Below are 1,976 nucleotides of genomic sequence, written 5' to 3' on the forward strand. Positions count from 1 at the left end.
ACCCGGCCGGCCTGGAGGTGCGCGACGTCGTCGCCTTCGGCCGGCACCCGCACCGCCGCCGCTTCGCGCCGCTGACCGACGCCGACCACGCCGCGATCGATCGCGCGATGGACATCACCGGGGTGGCCGCCATGGCCCGCCGCGGCGTCGACCAGCTCTCCGGCGGCGAGGTGCAGCGCGTCTGGCTGGCCACCTGCCTGGCCCAGGAGACCGGCGTGGTGCTGCTGGACGAGCCCACCAACCACCTCGACCTGCGCTACCAGGTCGAGACGCTCGACCTGGTGCGCGACCTCGCCGAGGAGCACGGCACCGCGGTCGGCATCGTGCTCCACGACCTGGACCACGCCGCCTCGGTGGCCGACGCCGTCGTCCTGCTGCACCAGGGCCGCGTGCTCGCGGCCGGGCCGCCCGCGCAGGTGCTGACCGGCGAGCACCTCTCGCTCGCCTACGGCCTGCCGATCGACGTGAGCACCGACCCCGGCACCGGCCGGGTGCGCGTGCACCCGCGCGGCCGCCATCACGGCCGGACCCGCTGAGGGCCTCCTGGCTGAGCAGCACCCACAGACCCCCAGACCCGCAGGACGCCGACGGCGCCCGCACCACCCGCCGCACCCGGCACTGCCCGACACGACGTGTCATGAATCGAGGAGTCACATGTCCCTGCGCACCCTGACCCTGCGCGAGAAGGCGCCCCTGGCGGCGGCCGCACTGGCCCTGCCGCTGCTGCTCAGCGCCTGCGGCACCACCGACCCCGGCGCCGCCGCGACCCAGGGTCCGACCGAGGCCGCCTCGGGCGACTGCGCCGACGTCACGACGTCGACCGAGCCCGTCACGGTGACCGACTCGTTCGACCGCACGGTCGAGCTCGACAAGCCCGCCGAGCGGGTCGCCGTCCTGGAGTGGCAGCAGACCGAGGACGTGCTCAGCCTGTGCGTGAACCCGGTGGCAGTCGCCGACGCTGCGGGCTACGCCACCTGGAACGACGCCGAGGAGCTGCCCGAGGGCGTGGCCGACGTCGGCACCCGCGGCGAGCCCAACCTCGACGCCCTGTACGCGACCGATCCCGACCTCGTGATCATCGAGGCGTACACGCCCGACGACGAGATCATCGCCAAGCTCGAGGCGTACGACGTGCCGGTGCTGGCCACCAAGGGCGCCGACGCCGCCGACCCGATCGGCACCATGCTCGACACCTTCGACATCATCGCGCAGGCCACCGGCCGCACCGAGCGCGCCGAGGTCGTCACCGACGAGTTCGAGGCGCACCTGGCCGACGCCAAGGCGCAGGTCGCCGAGGCCGCCCCCGAGAGCACCGACTTCGTGTACTTCGACGGCTGGGTCGACGGCGGCAACGTGTCCATCCGCCCGTTCGGCCAGGGCTCGCTCGTCGGCGAGCTCGGCGAGGAGCTCGGCCTGACCAACGCCTGGACCGGCGAGGTCGACCCCGCCTACGGCCTGGGGCAGTCCGACATCGAGGGCATGACCGACGTCGGCGACGCCACCCTGCTGTGGACCGGCACCAAGGAGGGCGAGGACGACTGGACCGCCGAGCTGACCAAGAACGACGTCTGGGCGGGCCTGCCCGCCGTCGCCGAGGACCGCGCGCACGCGTTCCCCGAGCACACCTGGACGTTCGGCGGCCCCCGCTCCTCCGAGAAGATCGTCGACGCCTACGTCGACGTCTTCACGAGCTGACGCCATGACCGCCACGCAGTCGCCGTCCACGACGGACACCCTGCCCCAGGCCCCCGCGTCGCGCCCCGTCACCTGGGTGACGGGCGGCGCGGCGCTGGTCGGGCTCGCGCTGGCCGTGCTCGTCGTCGGTGCCTGGCACCTGACGCAGGGCACGTCCGGCGTGGGGACGGGCGACCTGCTGCGCCTGCTCACCGGGCAGGACGACGGCGACTCGTCGGCGGTCCGCGACATCCTCGTCGGCTCACGCCTGCCGCGCCTCGCGGCGGGCGGGGGCGGCGGGG

Annotated in this window: 2 protein-coding genes and 1 pseudogene; all 3 read left to right on the top strand. The window is 74.4% G+C overall.

The annotated features are described in order from the left end of the window. The coding region (locus PROKR_RS26620; RefSeq protein ID WP_036969856.1) for an ABC transporter ATP-binding protein at positions 1-536 on the top strand (536 nt) is incomplete at its 5' end. A gap of 118 nt (positions 537-654) precedes the next feature. Next, entirely contained in the window at positions 655-1,695 is a 1,041-nt protein-coding gene (locus PROKR_RS26625; protein WP_051433400.1) for an iron-siderophore ABC transporter substrate-binding protein, read from the top strand. A 4-nt stretch (positions 1,696-1,699) separates the two neighbouring features. After that, positions 1,700-1,976: pseudogene (locus PROKR_RS36345) on the top strand (ABC transporter permease); the annotation flags it as partial.

Source organism: Promicromonospora kroppenstedtii DSM 19349 (genome assembly GCF_000515355.1).
Classification (GTDB): domain Bacteria; phylum Actinomycetota; class Actinomycetes; order Actinomycetales; family Cellulomonadaceae; genus Promicromonospora; species Promicromonospora kroppenstedtii.